The 17,795-nt window shown below is 72.2% G+C and carries 8 protein-coding genes; 6 read left to right on the forward strand and 2 right to left on the reverse strand.

The window, feature by feature from the left end:
- Both ACIPXC_RS34410 and ACIPXC_RS34415 read right to left on the reverse strand, forming a co-directional pair.
- Nucleotides 1-827 (reverse strand): alcohol dehydrogenase catalytic domain-containing protein (locus ACIPXC_RS34410; RefSeq protein WP_401626268.1); only part of this gene is annotated, 827 nt, incomplete at its 3' end.
- Nucleotides 824-2,203 carry a cytochrome P450 gene (locus tag ACIPXC_RS34415; RefSeq protein ID WP_401626271.1) on the reverse strand — a complete coding sequence of 460 codons (1,380 nt, stop codon included), beginning with the start codon at nucleotides 2,201-2,203 and terminating at the stop codon, nucleotides 824-826. The genes ACIPXC_RS34415 and ACIPXC_RS34410, both read right to left, overlap by 4 nt.
- 274 nt (nucleotides 2,204-2,477) lie before the next feature.
- Between ACIPXC_RS34415 and ACIPXC_RS34420 the strand changes: the two genes are divergently transcribed.
- The 6 genes from ACIPXC_RS34420 to ACIPXC_RS34445 form a co-directional block, all read left to right on the forward strand.
- Entirely contained in the window at nucleotides 2,478-9,740 is a 7,263-nt protein-coding gene (locus ACIPXC_RS34420) for an amino acid adenylation domain-containing protein (protein ID WP_401626288.1), read from the forward strand.
- Nucleotides 9,740-10,921 carry an FAD-dependent monooxygenase gene (locus ACIPXC_RS34425; RefSeq protein WP_401626274.1) on the forward strand — a complete coding sequence of 394 codons (1,182 nt, stop codon included), beginning with the start codon at nucleotides 9,740-9,742 and terminating at the stop codon, nucleotides 10,919-10,921. Before ACIPXC_RS34420 ends, ACIPXC_RS34425 begins: the two co-directional genes overlap by 1 nt.
- Entirely contained in the window at nucleotides 10,918-12,321 is a 1,404-nt protein-coding gene (locus tag ACIPXC_RS34430) for a short-chain dehydrogenase (RefSeq protein ID WP_401626276.1), read from the forward strand. The genes ACIPXC_RS34425 and ACIPXC_RS34430 overlap by 4 nt, the downstream gene beginning before the upstream one ends.
- 43 nt (nucleotides 12,322-12,364) lie before the next feature.
- A complete protein-coding gene (locus ACIPXC_RS34435; protein WP_401626279.1) occupies nucleotides 12,365-13,252 on the forward strand; it encodes an SDR family oxidoreductase in 888 nt (295 codons plus the stop codon).
- Between the two features lie 86 nt (nucleotides 13,253-13,338).
- A complete protein-coding gene (locus ACIPXC_RS34440) occupies nucleotides 13,339-13,809 on the forward strand; it encodes a nuclear transport factor 2 family protein (protein WP_401626282.1) in 471 nt (156 codons plus the stop codon).
- A gap of 90 nt (nucleotides 13,810-13,899) precedes the next feature.
- Nucleotides 13,900-17,795 (forward strand): beta-ketoacyl synthase N-terminal-like domain-containing protein (locus ACIPXC_RS34445; protein WP_401626285.1); only part of this gene is annotated, 3,896 nt, incomplete at its 3' end.

Below are 17,795 nucleotides of genomic sequence, written 5' to 3' on the forward strand. Positions count from 1 at the left end.
CGGTCGATGACCGCGGTGGCGCCCATGGACCGGCAGATGTCGGCCTTCTCGGGGGAGGAGACGACGCAGATCGGGTTGGCGCCGCCGGCCAGCGCAAGCTGGGTGGCGTAGGAGCCGAGGCCGCCGCTGGCGCCCCAGATCAGGACGTTGTCGCCCTGCTTCATGCCGGCGCCGTTGCTGGAGACCAGCTGACGGTACGCGGTGGAGTTGACCAGACCCGGGGCCGCCGCCTCCTCCCAGCTGAGGTGGCCGGGCTTGGGCATCAGCTGGTTGGACTTGACCAGGGCGATCTCGGCCAGGCCGCCGAAGTTGGTCTCGAAGCCCCAGATGCGCTGCTCGGGGTCGAGCATCGTGTCGTTGTGGCCGTCGGAGGACTCCAGCTCGACCGAGAGGCAGTGCGCGACGACCTCGTCGCCCGGCTTCCAGGCGTTCACACCCGGTCCGGTGCGCAGGACGACGCCCGCGAGGTCGGAGCCGATGACGTGGTACGGCAGGTCGTGCCGGCGAGCCAGGTCGCAGGTGCGCCCGTACCGCTCCAGGAAGGCGAACGTCGGCAGTGGCTCGAAGATCGAACTCCACACCGTGTTGTAGTTCACGGAGGAGGCCATGACGGCCACCAGGGCCTCGCCCGGGCCCAGTTCGGGCACCGGAACTTGGGCCAGGTTCAGCGTCTTGCGCGGGTCCTTCTCGTGACTGGGGATGCCCTCGAACATGGCGGCGTCCTCGGCCCGCAGCACCATGGCCCCGTACGACTCGGGCAGCGGCAGGGCGGCGATGTCCGCGGGGGTACGGTCCGAGGCCAGGAGCGCCTCACGTAGGTGTTTCACGCGGCTGCCTCCGCAGTGCGGGCGGTCACTCGGACGCGGAGCGGCCCGGCGGGGCGCAGGGCCATGCCCAGGTCGAGGGGGACCGTATGGCCGGGCGGGTCGTAGGCGTCGATGTCGAAGCGCTGCAGGATGGTGGCCAGCGCCACGCACGCCTCGAGCATCGAGAAGTGCTGGCCGATGCAGGCGCGCGGGCCGCCGCCGAAGGGGAACCAGGCGTAGCGCGGGCGGGTCGCCTCCTGGTCCGGGGCGAAGTGCTCCGGGTCGAAGGTCTCGGGCCGCTTCCAGTAGTCCGGGTGACGGTGCGTGACCCAGGGGGTGAGGTAGACGTCGGCCCCGGCAGGGATGCGGAATCCGGCCACGTCGGCGTCGGCGACGGCCCGGCGGCCCATGATGGCGACGGCCGGGTACAGCCGCATCGTCTCCTTGAGCACCTGGGTGAGGTAGGGAAGCGCGTCCATGTCGTCGGCCGTCGCGGGCCGGCCGGTCAGGACGGTGTCCACCTCGGCACGGGCGCGGGCCCGTACCTCGGGGTGGCCGGCGAGCAGGTGGAGGGCGAATCCGAGGGAGGTCGCGGTGGTCTCGTGCCCGGCCAGCAGGAAGATCAGGATCTGGTCGCGGACCGCGTCGGCGGTGAGCCCGGAGCCGTCCTCGTCACGGACCCGGACCAGCAGGGAGACCATGTCGTCCCGTTCGTCCTGCTCGCCGGCGGCGGTCCGCTGGGCGATGATCCGGTCGCAGACGTCGTAGAGCTCCCGCTGGGCGGAGAGGGTGCGACGGTTGGCGGGGGTCGGCCAGGTCCGGGGCAGCCGGACCGGGGAGACGCCGCGACGCAGCACGCTTTCGCCGATGACCGGAAATCGCCGTCGTACGACATCGATCGCGGTATCGATGTCGGCGCCGAAGAGGATGCGCGTCACGGCCCGAAGGGCGAATTCGGCCATATCCGCCGAGACGTCCACGACGCCATCGGGCGCCGATTTCCAGCCAGCTACTGTCCGAATCGTTTCGGTGTGTACGGCGCCGGCGTACTCGTTCACTCGGCGCCGGGTGAACAGCGGCTGGACCATGCGCCGCTGGAAGACGTAGTCCTCGTCCTGGCTTGTCAGCAATCCGTTTCCTACGGATTCCCGGATCTCAGTGTACGTCGGATTGTCCTTGCGGAAATTCACGGCCTGGGAGGCGAGCACCTGCCGGACCCCGTCGGCCGAGAAGACGCCGTGGACCTCGGTGCGCATGCCGGGCGGGCCGGCCTGGAATCTGACCACGTCACCCACGGTGCGCTGGGCCCGGAGATAGGCCGCGAGGACGTCCTCCCTCAGCTCCTTGAGCGACCCGAGAAAAGGGTGGCCGACGACCAGCGGTACTTCCGTGCTCACTGGGTTCCTTTCCGGACGATGGGTCTGGGATGCGACCTCTGGATTCTTCACACGGGAAAGCGATCTCCGCCAGTGGGGTTTACGGAGTGTTCGCATTTTTCTGGATCGTCCAGGAATAAAGCATCCTGGTGCTCTGCTTCCGATGAACCGCATGCCTGGTACTGGGAGTACCAGGCATTGGAATTTCTGGATGGCCGAGATCGCTTCTGTGCAGGGTGTGACCTGCAAGTCCGTGTCCTGAGATCGACCGAGCAGGGGAACCGTGAATTCATCCGTGTGGTCACCGTTGACGGCCTACCAGCGAGACATCTGGGTGGCGAATTCGCTGTTCCCGCGGCTCCCGCAGTTCAATCTGTACATTTCACGCCGATTCGCCGGGCAGGTGGACCCGGCGGCACTGGCCGCCGCGCTGGAGTCCGCCGCCACACGGCACGACGCGCTGCGGCTGGAGTTCCGTGAGGTGGACGGGGTCCCGCAGCAGCGGGCCGGCGCGACCGCGCCGCGGGTCGAAGTGCTGGACTTCACCGACGCCGGGGCGGATGCCGGGACCCGGATCGCCGAGTGGATCGAGGCCGCGTACGACCGGCCGTTCACCCTCGGCGAGGGCCCGGCCTGTGAGCTGGCGGTGCTCAAGGAGAGCCCGGACGCCGTCCACGTCTTCGTCAAGGCGCACCACATCCTGGCGGACGCCTGGGCGCTGAACCTGCTGCTCGCGCAGACCGTCGCGGTGGCCGCGGGCGAGGAGCCGGACCAGGAGCCGGAGCAGTCGGCCCTCGCCGTGCTGGAGGACGAGGGACGCTACCGCGGCTCGGCCCAGTACGCCAAGGACCGGGAGCACTTCCGCACCACGCTGGCGGGCGTCGAGCCGCCGCTGTTCACGCGCCGCGTGCCCAGCGGGCAGCGCACCTCGGCCCGGCACTCCTTCGCCCTGCCGCATGCCGCCGTCGCCCGGATCCGGGAGCGCGGCGAGTCGCCGTTCGCCTTCATTGCGGCGGCGTTCGCCGTGCACCTGTCGCGGACCCATCTGAGCGAGGACGTGGTGCTCGGCGTTCCGCTGTTCAACCGGCGGGGCCAGGCGCAGCGCCGTACCGTCGGCCAGTTCGCCAACACCCTGCCGCTGCCCGTGCGGGCCGTCGGCACCGGCACCTTCACCGAGCTGGTCGCCGCCGTGCTGCGGGCCTCGCGCGAACTGCAGCGCCACGAGCGGTTCCCGCTGGGTGAGGTGCTGCGCGAGGTCCCCGCGGTCAGCGGCGGAGCGCAGCGCGCCCTGTTCGATGTGACCCTGTCGTACGTGCAGTGGCCCGCCGCCCGCGAACTGCCCGGCACGACCGCGCAGACCACCGGCGGCACCCGCGCCCACGACCACGACGTGCTCGCGGTGGTCGTGAACGAGATCGCGGACGGCGAGGACGTCCTGGTCGAACTCGACTACGCCACCGATGTCTTCGACACCGACTTCCCGGTGGAGGCGTTCGGCCGGCACGTGCGGAACCTGGTACTGGCCGCGCTGGACGCTCCCGACCGCCCGGTCTCCACGCTGACCGCGCTCGACCCCAAGGAGTGGGCCGAGCTGGTCGAAGGCCACAACCGCACGGCCGCCGAGTTCCCCGAGGACACCACCCTGCACGGCCTGTTCGCCGAGCAGGCGGCCCGCACCCCGGCCCGGACCGCGGTGACCGGTCCGGGCCCCGACGACTCCCTCAGCTACGGCGAGCTCGAGGACCGGGCCGCCCGGCTGGCGTACGCGCTGCGCGGCGACGGCGTGGAACCGGGTGATCGGGTCGCGGTCCTGATGGAGCGCTCGCCCGCGCTGCTGCCCGCGATCCTCGGTGTACTCAAGGCGGGCGCCGCGTACGTGCCGGTCGACCCCGGCTACCCGGCCGACCGGATCCGGCTGCTGCTGGAGGACAGTGGGGCACGCGCCGTTCTGACCGGCCCGGGAGCACCCGCGCTGCCCGAGGAGCTCGGTGCGGTCGTACGGCGGGCGGACGAGGCCCTGCCCGAGGTGCCGGCCGGAGGGCTGCCACAGCTCGCCGGTCCGCGCAGCCTCGCGTACGTCCTGTACACCTCGGGCTCCACCGGCCGCCCCAAGGGCGTGATGGTCGAGCACCGGTCGGTGGTCAACCGGCTGAACTGGATGCAGCGCCGCTACCCGGTCGGGGAAGGGGACGTGCTGCTCCAGAAGACACCCGTTTCCTTCGACGTGTCGGTGTGGGAGCTGTTCTGGTGGCAGCTGGCCGGGGCCGGGCTGACCCTGCTCGCGCCGGGTGCCGAGAAGGACCCGCTGGAGATGCTGGGCACGATCGAGGCCCGGGCCGTGACCGTGATGCACTTCGTGCCGTCGATGTTCGGGCAGTTCCTCCAGCTGCTCCAGGACCGGCCGGAGCTGACGGGGCGGGCGGCCTCGCTGCGCCGGGTCTTCTGCTCCGGCGAGGCACTGCCGCCGGAGCAGGTCGACCGCTTCAACCGGATCTTCGCCGCGGCCGGCCGGCCGGTGCCGTCGCTGGTGAACCTGTACGGGCCCACCGAGGCCACCGTGGACGTGTCGTACTGGGACTGCCCTGCCGACCCGGACGCCACCGTGGACCGGGTGCCGATCGGCCGACCCATCGACAACACCGAGCTGCACGTGCTCGACCCGTACGGAAACCCGCAGCCGGTGGGTGCTCCAGGCGAGCTGTGCATCGCCGGTGTCGGCCTGGCCCGCGGCTACCTGGGCCGGCCCGAGCTGACCCACCAGGCATTCATCGAGCACCCGTTCACTCCCGGCGCGCGGCTGTACCGCACCGGGGACCTGGCCCGCCGGCTCGCCGACGGGACCCTGGAGTACCTGGGCCGGATCGACGGCCAGGTCAAGATCCGCGGCAACCGCATCGAGCTGGGCGAGGTCGAGCACCGGTTGTCGCTCGTGCCCGACGTACGCGGCGCGGTGGTGCTGCACCGGGTCACGCAGGACCGCGGCGGCTCCCTGATCGGCGCGTACGTCGCCGACACCGAGCTGGACCCGGCCGGTCTGCGTTCCGAACTCGCCCGCGACCTGCCTGATTTCATGATCCCGGCCCGGTTCGTGCGGATCGACTCGATCCCGCTGACCCCCAACGGCAAGGCCGACCGGCGGTCCCTGCTCCGGACGGTGCCCGACCAGACCACCGGCGGCGCCGCGGGTCAGTACGCCGCCCCGCGCGACGCGACCGAGCAGGCCCTGGCGGAGATCTGGTCCGAGGTGCTCGGCGTCCCGCGCGTGTCCGTCCACGACGACTACTTCGTGCTCGGCGGCGACTCCATCACCATGCTGCGGATCCGGGCGGCCGCCGAGAAGCGCCACCTGGCCGTCACCCTGGCCGACATGGCCCGGTACACCACCGTCGCCACGCTCGCCCCCCAGGTCCGCCCCGTCGATGCGCAGGCCGCGGCCCAGGCCCCGGCGCCCGAGCCGTTCGCGCTCGTCACCGGCATGGACAAGGCCCGACTGCTGGGCCTGGGCGCGGTCGACGCGTACCCGGCCACCCGGCTGCACCTGGGTATGCTGTACCACGGCAGCGAAGAGGGAAGCACCACCGTCTACCGGGACGTCTTCCGCTACCGGCTGCGCGTCGACTGGGACGAGCAGGCATTCCGCACCGCGTACGGCCGGCTGTCGGAGCGTCACCCGGTGCTGCGGTCCTCGTTCTCCCTCGGCGGGTACACCGAGCCGCTGCAGATCGTGCACCCCCAAGTCACCGGCACCCTCGACGTCACCGACCTGCGCGGGATGACCGAGGAGGCGGCCGAGGCAGAGGTCCTCGCGCACATTGAGGAGCGCCGCCACCACCCCTACGACTACGAGCGCCCCGGACTGCACCACACCCGGGTGCACGCCCGCCCGGGCCTGGTGGACCTGGTGCTCAGCTTCCACCACGCGATCCTGGACGGCTGGAGCGTCGCCAACCTGATGAGCGAGCTGCTCCAGGACTACCTGCACGGCCTGGGCGCGCCCGTCGAACCGGTCCCGGACCGCACGCTGCCGTCCACCGCCGAGCACGTCCGCCAGGAGCGGGCGCTGCTGGAGTCCGCGCAGGCCAAGGAATACTGGGGCACCCTGCTCGACGGGGCGGAGCTCGTGCAGCTCGACCCGTTCGGGCCGTACGAGGCACCGAACTCGGGCGAGGGCATCGTCCACCACATCGAGCTGCCCGCGGATCTCGAGCGGGGGGTACAGGAGTTCGCCCGGGAACACGCGGTGCCGGTGCGGCTGGTGCTGTTCGCCGCGCACTGCCTGACCCTGCGGCTGCTGTCCGGCGCCGAGGACATCACCACCGGCCTGGTCACGCACGGCCGCCCGGAGGTCGCCGATTCCGACCGGCTGACAGGACTCTTCCTCAACACCATGCCGTTCCGGCTGGGCGGCGGGCAGGCCAGTTGGCTGGAGGTGGTGCGGGACGTGGTCCGCCAGGAGCGGGACTCACACCCGTACCGCGCGTACCCGCTCAGCGCAGTGCAGAGCGACCGGGGCGGCGCCCCGCTGCTGGACACCGCGTTCACCTTCGTCCGGCTGCACAACCTGGAGACGGTGCTGGGCGCCGACCAGCTGGAGCTGCTGGACCTGACCACGTACGAGGAGACCAACTTCGGTCTGCTCACCAACGCGATCGTGGACCCGCGCGACGGCCGGGTCCGGCTCCGGCTGAACTGCGCGGGCCGCTCCTTCACCGCCGTGCAGGCCGCGCTGCTCGCCGACGGTTTCACCGCCGTGCTGCGCCGGATCGTGGAACGTCCCGACGAGGCGCCGGGCTTCGGCTTCCTGACGGCCGACGGCGAACTGCCGGCGAACCCCGCCCCCGAACCGGCGGACGTGATGAGCCGGTTCACCGCGATGGCGGCCCGGCAGCCCGATGCGGAGGCCGTGGTCTTCGGCGGCGTCCGTTGGACCTACCGGGACCTGGACCGGGCCGCCGCCCAGGTCACGGCCCGGCTGCGGGAACTGGGCGCACCGGCCGGGGCCGGCGTGGGCATCGCGCTGGACCGCTCCCCGGAGATGATCGCCACCGTCATCGGTGTGCTGCGGGCCGGTGCGGCCTGCGTGCCGCTCGACGTGAGCTATCCGGCCGAGCGGATCGCCCGGATGATCCAGCGGGCGCAGCCGTTCCGGGTGATCACGCACGCCGCGCACGCGGCCCTGGTGCCGGACCCGGAGCTGGTGCTGCCGGTCGAGACGATCCCGATGCCGGGCACGGACGGATTCGACGAGGCGGCGGCCGCCCCGGGCGAAGCCGGCACGGCGGCCGGACCTCAGGCGCTGCCGCTGGACAGCCTGTGCCTGATCCTGTTCACCTCGGGCTCCTCCGGCGAGCCGAAGGGCGTGGAACTCCCGCACCGTCTCTGGGCCAACTACACGCAGTGGCAGCTGCGTGCCGAGACCAACGCGCCCGGCGCCCGTACCCTGCAGTTCGCCCCGCTCAGCTTCGACGTCTCCTTCCAGGAGATCTTCTCCACGATGGCGTGCGGCGGCACCCTCCACCTGGTCTCCGACACCGACCGCCGCGACCCGGCCGTTCTGCTGCGGCTACTGGACGAGCAGGCGATCGAGCGCTGGTTCATGCCGTTCGTCGCGCTGCAGGCCGTCGCCGAGGCATCCGACCTGCTGGGGATCCGGCCGCGCGCGCTGCGCATCCTGATCTCCTCCGGGGAGCAGCTGCGCGTCACCGAGGAGCTGCGCCGGTTCTGCGCCGTGAGGCCCACGCTGCTCGAGAACCAGTACGGCCCGACCGAGACCAACATCGCCAGCGCCTATCTGCTGTCCGGCGACCCGGCCGGCTGGCCCGCGCTGCCGCCGATCGGCACGGCCATCGACGGCGCCGAGATCCATGTGCTGGACGACCGGCTGAGGCCGGTGCCGACCGGTGTGCACGGGGAGATCTACCTGGGCGGCGCCTGCCTGGCGCTGGGCTACAAGGACCGGCCGGACCTGACCGAGGAGCGGTTCGTGCCGCACCCGACCCGGGCCGGGGCCCGCCTCTACCGCACCGGTGACGTGGGCCGGGTGCTGCCCGACGGCGACACCGTGTGGCTGGGCCGGGCCGACAACCAGGTGAAGGTGCGCGGGTTCCGGGTGGAGCCCGCCGAGGTGGAGATCGCCATCACCGCCCTTTCGGAGGAGTTCCCGGGTATCCGGAGCGCGGCCGTGGTGGCCCGTCACCGGGGTGAGGGAGGGGACTCCTTCCTGGTCGGGTTCCTGCTCGGCGAGGAGGGCTCGGCCGACCTGGACGAGATCCTGGGCCGGCTGCGGGCCGTACTCCCCGACTACATGGTGCCCGCGCACCTGGTGTGGCTGGACAAGCTGCCGATGACACCGAGCGGCAAGCGCGACGACGCGGCGCTGCGCCGCACCGAGCTGGACACCGGTACCGCGGTGGCACCCACCCCGCCGCGCGACGCCTTGGAGCAGTCCCTCGCCGCGATCTTCGGTGACATGCTGAACCGGCCGGGGATCGGGGTGCACGACGACTTCTTCGCCGTCGGCGGTACGTCGCTCACCGCGATGCGGCTGATCGTCACCATCGAGAAGCGGTTCGGGATCCGGATGCCGCTGACCGCGTTCGTGGCCGCGCCGACGATCGCGATGCTGGCCGACAAGCTTCGGTCCGGCGAGGCGGTGGCCGCCTTCGACCCGGTGGTGCCCATCAAGACCGGACCGGCGGACGGCTCCGGCCGTACCCCGGTGTTCCTGGTCCACCCGCTGGGCGGCAACGTGCTCTGCTACGTGCGTCTGGCCCGGCACCTGCCGGACGACCAGCCGCTGTACGCGCTCCAGGCGGCGGGCGGCGAGCCGGGCACGGAGCCGGTCACCACCATGGCCGGGCTGGCCCGCAGCTATCTGGACGCGATCAAGCGGGTGCAACCGGAGGGCCCGTACCGGATCGGCGGCTGGTCCTTCGGCGGGTTCGTGGCCTTCGAGATGGCGCGGGAGCTGCGCCGGACCGGGGAGGCGGAGCTGTCGCAGCTGATCCTGCTGGACTCCATCGCACCGGACCCGGGCGAGCGGCCCGAGGTCGCCGAACAGGCCATGATGGAGTGGTTCTTCTGGGAGCTGATCTGGGTGGACCGGGGCGGCAGCGCCCCCGTGGACCGGATCCCGGCCGAACTCACCACGGATGACGGGCGGCTGGACTACATCGCCGAACGCGCGGCGGCCGTGGGCATCGTCCCGGTGGCCACCGCCCAGACCGCGATCCGCCGACTGTTCGAGGTCTACAAGGCGAACTGGAACTCCCTGCGCGACTACAAGCCCGCGCCGGAGCCGATCAACCTCACCCTGGTCAAGGCGACCGCTCCGCTGCCGGACGTGCTGAAGCCCATGCACGGCGCCGCCCGCACCCTGCACGACGCGCCCGCCAACGGCTGGGCCACCCTCACCGGCGGCCGGGTCGACGTCGTGGAGGTGCCCGGCGACCACCTGCTGCTCCTGGACGAGCCGTACGTGCAGTCCGTCGGCCAGGCCATCACCCCGCACGACACCACCGAGACCGAGCACACCCCCCAGGAAGGAACCGCACACTGATGGCCGGCAAGAACATCAAGGCGATCGTCGTCGGGGCGGGTATCGGCGGACTCACCGCCGCCGCCACCCTGCGCAAGGTCGGACTGGACGTCGAGGTCTATGAGCGGGCCCGGGAACTGAAGCCGGCGGGCGGCGCCCTGTCCTTCATGACCAACGCCGTGCTGGCGCTGCGCACCCTAGGCATCGATCTGCGCATGGAGGACCACGCGGAGATCCTGGAGGAGCTGCACTTCCTCACCACCGAGGGCAAGGTCATCCGGACCCTGCACTTCAAGGAACTCTGCGACCGGCTGGGCGCGCCCAGCTTCGGTGTCTCCCGCACCCTGCTCCAGCAGCTGCTGCTGAAGGAGATCGACGACTGCCCGCTCACCCTCGGTGCCGTCGCCACCGGCTACGAGCAGGACGCGGACGGGGTCACCGTGCGGTTCCGGGACGGCCGGGAGGCACGGGGCGACGTACTGATCGGCGCCGACGGCTTCAACTCGGCGATCCGCGCCCAGGTGGCCGGGCCGGAGGAGTCCCGGGAGACCGGCTACGTGTGCTGGGTGGCCACCCCGGACTTCAGCCACCCGCGGGTGCCCAAGCAGTACGGCGCCCACTACTGGGGCCGCGGCAAGCGCTTCGGCATCGCCAACATCGGCGCAGGCCAGGTCTACTGGTGGGGCACCAAGAACATGCCGGTCGAGCAGGCCCGGGACTGGCGCGGCGGCAAGGACGAGATCCTCGCCACTTACACGGGCTGGGCGCCGGAGGTGGTGGCGGCCGTCGAGGCCACCCCGATCGAGGCGATCTCCGCCTTCCCGGCCCGCGACAGGCCGTTCCTGGAAGAGTGGGGCGACGGTCCGGTGACCCTGCTGGGGGACGCCGCCCACCCGATGATGACCAGCTTGGGGCAGGGCGCGTGCATGGCCGTCGAGGACGCGGTGGTCCTCGCCCACCACCTGCGCGACGCCGTTGCCGCCGGCGCCGATCCGCGCCGCGGGCTGCGCGCCTACGAGGCCGCCCGCCGGCCCCGCACCCGGAAGATCGTCGAGGGCGCCCACACGCTCAGTTTCCTGGAGCAGACCGAGCAGCCGCTGCGCATCCTCGGCCGAGACCTCTTCTTCCGGTTCGCCCCGGCGTCCGTGCTGGACAAGACCAATTCCGAGTACCTGGACTTCACCCTGGAGGCGCGGCCGTGAGCCAGTGGAACGCAGCTACCGGAGCCGAGGAGGCGGACCGCTCGCTCAGCCCGCTCGAGCGGTGGTACTGGATCTGTGACCAGCTCTCCCCGCTGAACGTCATCTCGCACGCCCGGTTGCACGGGCCGTTCGACGCGGAACTGGCCGCGCGGGCGCTCACCGCCCTGCAGCGCCGCCACCCGCTGCTGCGGGCCTCGATCACCGCCGACGCGCAGGGCCGAAAGCCCCGGTTCCGGCCGGCGCCGGGCCGGGAGATCCCGCTGCGGACGGTCGCCGTGTCCGCCGAGAGCGGCGGCGCCGGCGAGCACTGGGAGCGGGAGGTGAACGCGTACGAGCTGGTCACCGCCGTCAACTGGCGTACCGGACCGCTCGCCCGCGCCCTGGTCGTCACCCGGCCCGGCAGCGGCGGCGCCCCGGACGTCCACGACCTGGTGCTGACCCTGCCGCACTGCATCGCCGACGGCACCACCGTACTCACGCTGATCCGCCAGTGGATCGAACTCGCCGCCGAGATCGCCTCGTACGAGGAGGGATCCGGCGTCGGTCGGAGCACGCCGGGCGTCCGCTCGCTACGCCTGCTGCCCGCCCCCGAGAAGCTGCTGCCGGCCGGCCACCGCGGGCTGGGCGGTGCACGCAAGGTCGTCGCCCAGCAGATCGCCGACCAGGGCGCGGCCAAGCGGATCCAGCCGCGCCGGTTCGAACCCACCACCCGCGTCCCGTTCGAGGAGCGCGTGACCCAGCTGCTGCCCCGCTCGCTCCCCGGCGACCAGCTGGCCGAGCTGGCCGCGGCTTGCAAGCGCGAGCAGACCACGGTGCACGGCGCGCTGGCGGCCGCGCTGGCGACCGCCGCCGCGCAGGACGCCGGTGACCGGCCCGGCCCGCTGGTGATCGGTTCGCCCATCACCTTCCGCGACGCGCTGGAGCCGCGGGTCGGCGAGGACGAGATCGGCACCTACGTCGCCACCGTGCCCACGGTGGTCGACTACCGGCCCGGCGCCCCGCTGTGGCCGATGGCCCGAGCGATCAGCCGGGACCTGGCCCGCCGACGGCGACGCGGCGAGCACCTCACGGCGGTCGCCACGCTGGGTCCGGTAGCCCCCAAGTCGGTTGCCAAGAGCCAGCGGTTCCTCCGCTTCATGGAGGAGAAGGGCCCGATCACGCTCTGCGTTTCGAACGTCGGCCGGTACGAGTTCCCGGACGCCGTCGGCCCCTGGCAGGTCTCCTCCGCCGAGTTCATCGCGGGCCTGTCCGTGAACGCGTACTACTGCGCCGCGATCAACACCAGCCACGGGCGCCTGGCCTGGAACTTCACCCATGTCGAGGGTGCCGTGTCCGCGGAGCGGGCCGAGCGCCTGGCCGCCGCCTCGCTGGAGGCGGTCCTTGCCGCCGCCAAATCCTGACGGCCCATCACTTCTCGCACCCTTCTCGAACCGGAGAACCACTGTGTCCAACAGGACGCCTCTGCTGTCCCCTCAGGGGAAGGCCGTCGTCATCACCGGAGCCTCCTCCGGCCTGGGCGAGGCATGCGCCCGCCACCTCGCCCGGGTCGGCTTCCAGGTCTACGCCGGGGTCCGGCGCACCGAGGACGCCGAGCGGCTCGCCGCCTCCGGGGCCGTCCGGCTCACCCCTGTCATCCTGGACGTCACCGACGAGGCCGGTATCCGCGACGCCGCGGACCGGATCGCCGAGGAGACCGCCGACGCGGGCCTGTTCGGTCTGGTCAACAATGCGGGTATCGCGGTGACCGCGCCGCTGGAGTGCGTCACCCCCGAGCTGCTGCGCCGCCAGCTCGAAACCAACGTGGTCGGGCAACTGGCGGTGATCCAGAGCCTCCTCCCGCTGCTGCGAACCGGAGCCGGACGGATCGTCAACATCACCTCGGGATTGGGCAATGTGGCCATCCCCTACATGGGGGCGTACGCGGCGGCCCAGTTCGCCAAGGAGGCCCTCAGCGACGCGCTCCGGCGCGAGCTGGCGCCGTTCGGCATCCCGGTGTCGGTCGTCCAGCCGGGCGCGATCATGACGCCGATCTGGGACAAGATGTCGCTCGAGGCCGCCCGCACCCTCGGCGAGGCCCCGGAGGCGGTGTCGGAGCTGTACCGCGACACGTTCCTGCGCTTCCTGGAGACCAACGAGCATTCGGCGCGCACCAGCGGCACCACCGCCGACGACGTGGCCCGCACGGTGATGCGGGCGCTGGTGAGCAAGCGGCCGCGGACCCGGTACGGCGTCGGCAAGGACGCCACGGGCGGCCGGCTGCTGGCCCGGATGCTGCCGGACCGCGCAATCGACAAGGTCTTCGGCGGCATCGTCACCGCCACCGCTTCCTGAACGTCCGCTCGCCCGGGCCGGGCGGCCGCTCCGCCCGGATCCCCGCTGTCCCGTACGCAACCCCTCACAGAGAAAAGAGCCCCTTCATGACCACTACCCCGCAGGACCTCAAGGACCTCTTCCGCCACAGCCTGGAGCTGCTCTCCAGCGGGCGCATCGAGGAGTGGGTCGGCCTGTTCGCCGAGGACGGCATCCTCGAATTCCCCTACCCCGCATGGGGTTTCGCCAGTCAGATGCAGGGCCGTGAGCAGCTGCTCGGCCAGATGACCATGTTCGGCCAGCAGCTGAAGGTGGAGTTCTCCGAGCCGGAGTTCTACGCCACGGCCGAGGACGGCCTGGTGATCGCCGCGTTCACCGGTGAGGCCACCCTGCTGGCCACCGGCGGCCAGTACACCCAGACGTACCTGTCGGTGGTCCGCTTCGAGGACGGCAAGATCAAGCTCTACCGCGACTTCTGGAACCCGTGGCTGGTCATGGAGGCCGCGGGCGGCGAACTCCCCTGGAAGCAGGCACTCCAGGCGCTCGCCGGCGGGGCGACGGACACCGCCGCCTCCTGACCCTGCGGCAGGCTCCGGCACCCGCCCACCGGCTTCCGGCCCTTTCGCCCGCAACACCCCCTTTCGTACCCGACAGGAGACAGGCTCCACATGAGCGACCAGCACGGCATCGGCAGCACCGCGGCGTCGGACACGGACCGGGCTCCGGACGAGCCGATCGCGGTGATCGGCCTGTCCTGCAGGTTGCCCGGGGCCGACGGGCCCGCGGCGTTCTGGGAGCTGCTCTCCTCGGGGCGTGACGCGATCGGTGAGGTTCCGCAGGGCCGGTGGGAGACGGGGGACGGCGGCCCGGTGGAGCGGCGAGGCGGATTCATCGCGGACGCCGAATCCTTCGACGCGGCCTTCTTCGGCATCTCGCCGCAGGAGGCCCTGGCGATGGACCCGCAGCAGCGGCTGGTCCTCGAACTGGCCTGGGAGGCCCTGGAGGACGCCCGGATCCTGCCGGGCAGCCTCGACGGCAGCAGCACCGGCATCTTCGTCGGCGCCATCTGGGACGACTACGCCAAGCTGCTGCACGAGTACGGCGCCCCCGCCATCAGCCAGTACAGCGTGACCGGCACCCACCGGGGCATCATCGCCAACCGGGTGAGCTACGCCCTCGGCCTGCGCGGGCCGAGCATGACCCTCGACACCGCCCAGTCCTCCTCGCTGGTGGCGGTGCACGCGGCCTGCACCAGCCTGCGCAACGGCGAGTCGACCACCGCGCTGGCCGGCGGCGTCAACCTGAACCTGATTCCGGAGAGCACCCTCGCCCTGGCACGCCTCGGCGCGCTCTCCCCCGATGCGCGCTGCCACGTGTTCGACGCCCGCGCCAACGGGATCGTGCGCGGCGAGGGCGGCGCCCTCGTCGTCCTGAAGCCGCTGTCCTCGGCGCTGGCCGACGGCGACCCCGTGTACTGCGTGATCCGGGGCAGCGCCGTCAACAACGACGGTGCCACGCCCGGGCTGACCACCCCGGGCGAGGACACCCAGAGCGCCGCGCTGCGGGCCGCCTGCCGCCGGGCCGGCATCGATCCGGCCGACCTCCAGTACCTGGAGCTGCACGGCACCGGCACGACGGTCGGCGACCCGGTCGAAGCGCGTGCGGTCGGCGCCGTCACGGCCCCCGGCCGGGCGGACGACCGCCCGCTGCGGGTCGGCTCCGCCAAGACCAACGTCGGCCACCTGGAGGCCGCCGCGGGCATCGTCGGCCTGCTGAAGGTGGCGCTGAGCATCCATCACCGGGCGCTGCCGCCCAGCCTCAACTACGAGACCCCCAACCCGGCGATCCCGATGGACGAGCTGCGCCTGCGGGTCCAGGACGAGTTGGCGGACTGGCCGCACGAGGACGCCCCGCTGCTGGCCGTCGTCGGCTCCCTCGGCGTGGGCGGCACCAACTGTCACATGGTGCTGGCCGAGGCCCCGACCGGGTCCGGAGCCGAGGCCGTTACGACCCCCGGGGCCGACGCCGGGCAGGAGCCGGGCACCGCGCTGCCCTGGGTGCTGTCCGGCCGCACCGAGGCCGCCGTACGCGCCCAGGCCGGCCGGCTCGCCGACCACCTGGACGCCCACCCCGCCATCGGGGCCGCCTCTGCCGGTCTCTCCCTCGCCACCTCCCGCACCGCCTTCGAGCACCGGGCCGCGGTCGTGGCCGGTTCCCGGGCCGAGCTGTTGGCCGGGCTGCGCGCCCTGGCCGGCGGGTTGCCTTCCCCGTACACCGTCGCGGGAACCGCCCGGCCGGGCCGCACCGCCGTGCTGTTCGGCGGGGGCGGCAGCCAGAGCGTGGGCATGGGCCGGGGCCTGTACGCCGCCCACCCCGTCTACGCCTCCGCCTTCGACGCGGTCTGCGACGAACTCGACCGGCGACTCGACCGGCCCGTCCGCGAGCTGATCTTCGCCGCGCCCGGCAGCCCCGAGGCCGAGCTGCTGGACCGCACCGACTACGCGCTGCCCGCTCTGCTCGCGGTCGAGGTCGCCCTCTACCGGCTCTACGAGAGCTGGGGCGTGACCCCCGACTACGTCACCGGCCACTCGATGGGCGAGCTCGCCGCCGCGCACGTCGCCGGAGTGCTGTCGCTGCCCGACGTGTGCACCCTGGCCACCGTACGGGCCCGGCTGATCCAGTCCCGGGCGGGCGGCGCGATGGCCGCGGTGCAGGCGGGCGAAGAGGAGGTCCTGGCCTCCTTCGGCGAACTCGCTGACCACGCCGGCGCGGTCGGCATCGCCGGCCTCAACTCCCCGGACGGGACCGTCGTCTCGGGTGACGAGGACGCCGTACTCGCCGTGTGTGCGTACTGGAGGGAGCGGGGCCGCAAGACCAAGCGGCTCGCCGTCAACGTCGCCGGGCACTCCCCGCACATGGACGCGATCCTGGAGGAGTTCCGGCTGACCGCCGAGAGCCTCAGCTACTCCCCGGCCCGGATACCGGTCGTCTCGAACGTCACCGGCACGATCGCCACCGACGAGCAGCTCACCGATCCCGGTTACTGGGTCCGGCACATCCGCGCCACCGTACGCTTCGCCGACGGGGTGCGCGCGCTGCGGGACGCCGGGGTCAGCACCTTCCTCGAGCTGTCCCCGACTCCCGTGCTCACCCAGGCCGTCACCGCCACGCTCGAAGGCGACGAGCCGCGCCCGGCCGCCTTCGCCGCACTGGTACGCGACCGCGACGAGCAGCAGTCCGCGATGGCCGCACTCGCCCAGCTGCACACCGCCGGGGTGGTCTGCAACTGGCACACCGTGTTCCCGGCGGGGACACCGCTGAGCCCGCTCCCGCCGTACGCCTTCCAGCGCAAGCGCTACTGGCCCGACCCGGCCGGCCGCACGCGGGCGAACGGGCCCGGCTCCGGCGGGCTGCGCGCGCTCGGCACCCCCGGCACCCCCGGCACCGATGAGGACGGCGGGCCGGCGGCCGAGCTGCGGCGGCGGCTGGCCGCCCTGTCCGAGGCCGAGCAGGAACGCTCCCTCCAGGCGGTCGTCGACGCGGCCGCCGAGGTGGTGCTCCAGCAGCCCGGCGGTGAAGGTCTCGATCCGCAGGCCGCGTTCTCCGACCTCGGGTTCACCTCGCTGCGCGCCGTCGAGCTGCGCAATCACCTCGAGACGGCCACCGGACTGCGGCTGCCCGCCTCACTGCTGTTCGACTTCCCGACCCCCGCCTCGCTCGCTGCCCACCTGCGGACCGAGCTGGCGGCGTCGTACGACGTCCAGGGCGGGCCGGAGCAGCGGGAGCGGACGCAGGGCACAGGTGCCGGCGCTGCCGTCGCTTCCGCCGTCGCTGCCGACGAGCCGATCGCGATCGTCGGTATCGGGTGTCGTTTCCCGGGTGGGGTCACCGGCCCGGAGGAGCTGTGGCGGCTGGTGGCCGAGGGGCGGGATGCGATTTCCGGTTTCCCGGAGAACCGGGGTTGGGATCTGGAGTCCCTTTACGATCCTGATCCGGAGCATCGCGGGACCTCGTACACGCGTCGTGGTGGGTTCCTGTACGACGCGGACCGGTTCGACGCGGAGTTCTTCGGGATCAGTCCGCGTGAGGCGCTGGCCACGGATCCGCAGCAGCGGTTGTTGCTGGAGACTGCGTGGGAGGCGTTCGAGCGGGCGGGTATCGACCCGGCGAGCCTGCGCGGCAGCCGAACCGGCGTGTTCACCGGCCTGATGTCCCCTGACTACGGGCCGCGGCTGCACGAGGCCGTGGAGGACACCGACGGCTATCTGCTGACCGGCAGTTCCAACAGTGTTGCCTCGGGCCGGGTCGCGTACACGTTGGGGCTGGAGGGGCCGGCGGTCAGTGTGGACACGGCGTGTTCCTCCTCGCTGGTGGCCATGCACCTGGCTGCCCAGGCCCTGCGTCAGGGTGAGTGTTCGCTGGCGCTGGCCGGCGGTGTGACCGTGATGTCGACCCCGGGCACGTTCGTGGAGTTCAGTCGGCAGCGCGGGCTGTCGGAGGACGGGCGTTGCAAGGCGTTCTCCGACGACGCGGACGGTACCGGTTGGGGTGAGGGTGCGGGTCT

The organism is Streptomyces sp. NPDC090021, from assembly GCF_044748225.1.
In the GTDB taxonomy this organism is placed as follows: Bacteria; Actinomycetota; Actinomycetes; order Streptomycetales; family Streptomycetaceae; genus Streptomyces.

Bases quoted from the DNA above. Each gene is read 5' to 3' on its own strand.
- ACIPXC_RS34425 (WP_401626274.1), top strand. From the start codon at position 9,740: ATGGCCGGCAAGAACATCAAGGCGATCGTCGTCGGGGCGGGTATCGGC.
- ACIPXC_RS34440 (WP_401626282.1), top strand. From the start codon at position 13,339: ATGACCACTACCCCGCAGGACCTCAAGGACCTCTTCCGCCACAGCCTG.